This window comes from Vibrio genomosp. F10 str. 9ZD137 (genome assembly GCF_049974785.1).
In the GTDB taxonomy this organism is placed as follows: Bacteria; Pseudomonadota; Gammaproteobacteria; order Enterobacterales; family Vibrionaceae; genus Vibrio.
The window spans coordinates 1-567 of sequence record NZ_JBNGCJ010000037.1 but is presented as its reverse complement, the minus strand read 5'-3'; the positions used below and the strand labels follow the sequence as shown (position 1 = coordinate 567).

General features: G+C 45.7%; 1 protein-coding gene. It reads left to right on the top strand.

Going from position 1 to position 567, the window contains the following annotated elements:
* Nucleotides 1-146: 146 nt before the first annotated feature.
* The coding region (locus tag ACP45E_RS00440) for a PHP domain-containing protein (RefSeq protein WP_141707151.1) at nucleotides 147-567 on the top strand (421 nt) is incomplete at its 3' end.

Below are 567 nucleotides of genomic sequence, written 5' to 3'. Positions count from 1 at the left end.
TGAACGCATCGTCACAGGCTGGTGGGATGGCAATGACATAATCCGTGACTATTTCATTGCTCGTAGTGCTGAAGGTCGCTGGCTTTGGCTTTTTCGAGATCAGCAGAAAAACTGGTTTGTTCACGGTCAATTTAGTTAATGTTGATATGAAATACGCCGAACTTTTTTGTCAGAGTAACTTTTCTTTTTTAACCGGTGCTTCACATGCGGAAGAGTTGGTGATTCAGGCTGATTTTTTACGTTATCAAGCCATCGCCATTACCGATGAGTGCTCTGTCGCAGGCGTGGTTCGAGCACATACGGCCATCAAAGATCACCATCTTGCTATCAAACAGATCATTGGCAGCATGTTCTGGCTAAACGCTGAATGCCAGCTGGTATTGCTTTGCCCTAACCGACAAGCCTATGCCGAACTGTGTCGAATTATCACCAATGCCAGAAGACGCGCTAACAAAGGAGAGTACCAACTTTCAGAGTGGGACATCATGTCGGTGCAACATTGTTTGATCATTTGGTTACCTTGCCATCACTCCATCGACCGCCATTGGGGAAAATGGCTTAATCAAC